The sequence below is a fragment of the Priestia sp. BR_2 genome, assembly GCF_041954005.1.
In the GTDB taxonomy this organism is placed as follows: domain Bacteria; phylum Bacillota; class Bacilli; order Paenibacillales; family Paenibacillaceae; genus Paenibacillus_AQ; species Paenibacillus_AQ lautus_A.
In genome coordinates, this window is sequence record NZ_JAVFHM010000238.1 from 1 (window position 1) to 864 (window position 864).

Annotated in this window: 1 protein-coding gene; it reads right to left on the reverse strand. The window is 59.7% G+C overall.

Annotation, left to right across the window (positions count from 1 at the left end; all coding sequences use genetic code 11):
* A partial coding sequence (locus RB298_RS19155; RefSeq protein WP_486048052.1) for a hypothetical protein occupies positions 1–833 on the reverse strand: 833 nt, incomplete at its 3' end.
* Positions 834–864: the final 31 nt, after the last annotated feature.

Consider the following 864-nt stretch of genomic DNA (forward strand, 5'->3'; position numbering starts at 1 on the left):
TTGTGTCCGTTGGTGTCTTTCCTCCTCGTCTCTCCTCTCGGCCTCCTTCGTCCTGTGGCCTCTGTCTCTCCTGTCTCCACTGTTTCCTCCGTCGCTACCGTTGCCCCCGTTGCTCCCGTTGCCCCTGTTCCTTCTGTTGCCCCCGTTGCTCCTGTTTCTCCTGTTGCTCCTGTTGCCCCTGCTGCTCCTGTTGCTCCTGTTTCTCCTGTTGCCCCTGTTGCTCCTGTTGCCCCTGTTACTCCTGCTGCTCCAGTTGCTCCTGTGGCACCAGTTTCTCCTGTAGCTCCAGTCTCTCCTGTGGCTCCCGTTACCCCTGTTGCTCCTGTTGCTCCTCTTTCCCCAGTCACACCTGTGGCTCCGGTTGCCCCCGTTACACCTGTCGCTCCCGTTTCACCTGTAGCTCCGGTGGCACCGGTTTCCCCTGTCGCCCCCGTTACACCCATGGCTCCGGTGGCTCCCATTGCACCCGTGGCTCCGGTGGCTCCCGTTGCACCAATTTCTCCTGTCGCTCCCGTGGTTCCTGTTTCTCCTGTCGCTCCTGTTGCTCCCGTTGCTCCTGTTGCACCAGTTGCCCCTGTTACCCCCGTTTCTCCTGTTGCCCCAGTTTCTCCTGTTGCTCCTGTTACCCCAGTTGCTCCAGTTGCTCCTGTTCCTCCTGTTGCACCAGTTTCTCCTGTCGCTCCCGTTACCCCGGTTGCTCCTGTCACTCCCGTTGCTCCTGTTACCCCAGTTGCTCCCGTAGCTCCTGTTGTTCCCGTAGCGCCTGTTGTTCCCGTTGCCCCCATTGCTCCTGTCTCTTCGGTTGCTCCTCTTTCGCCTGCTGCCTCCGCCACTCCGTTGACACCTTGCTCTTTTACACATATG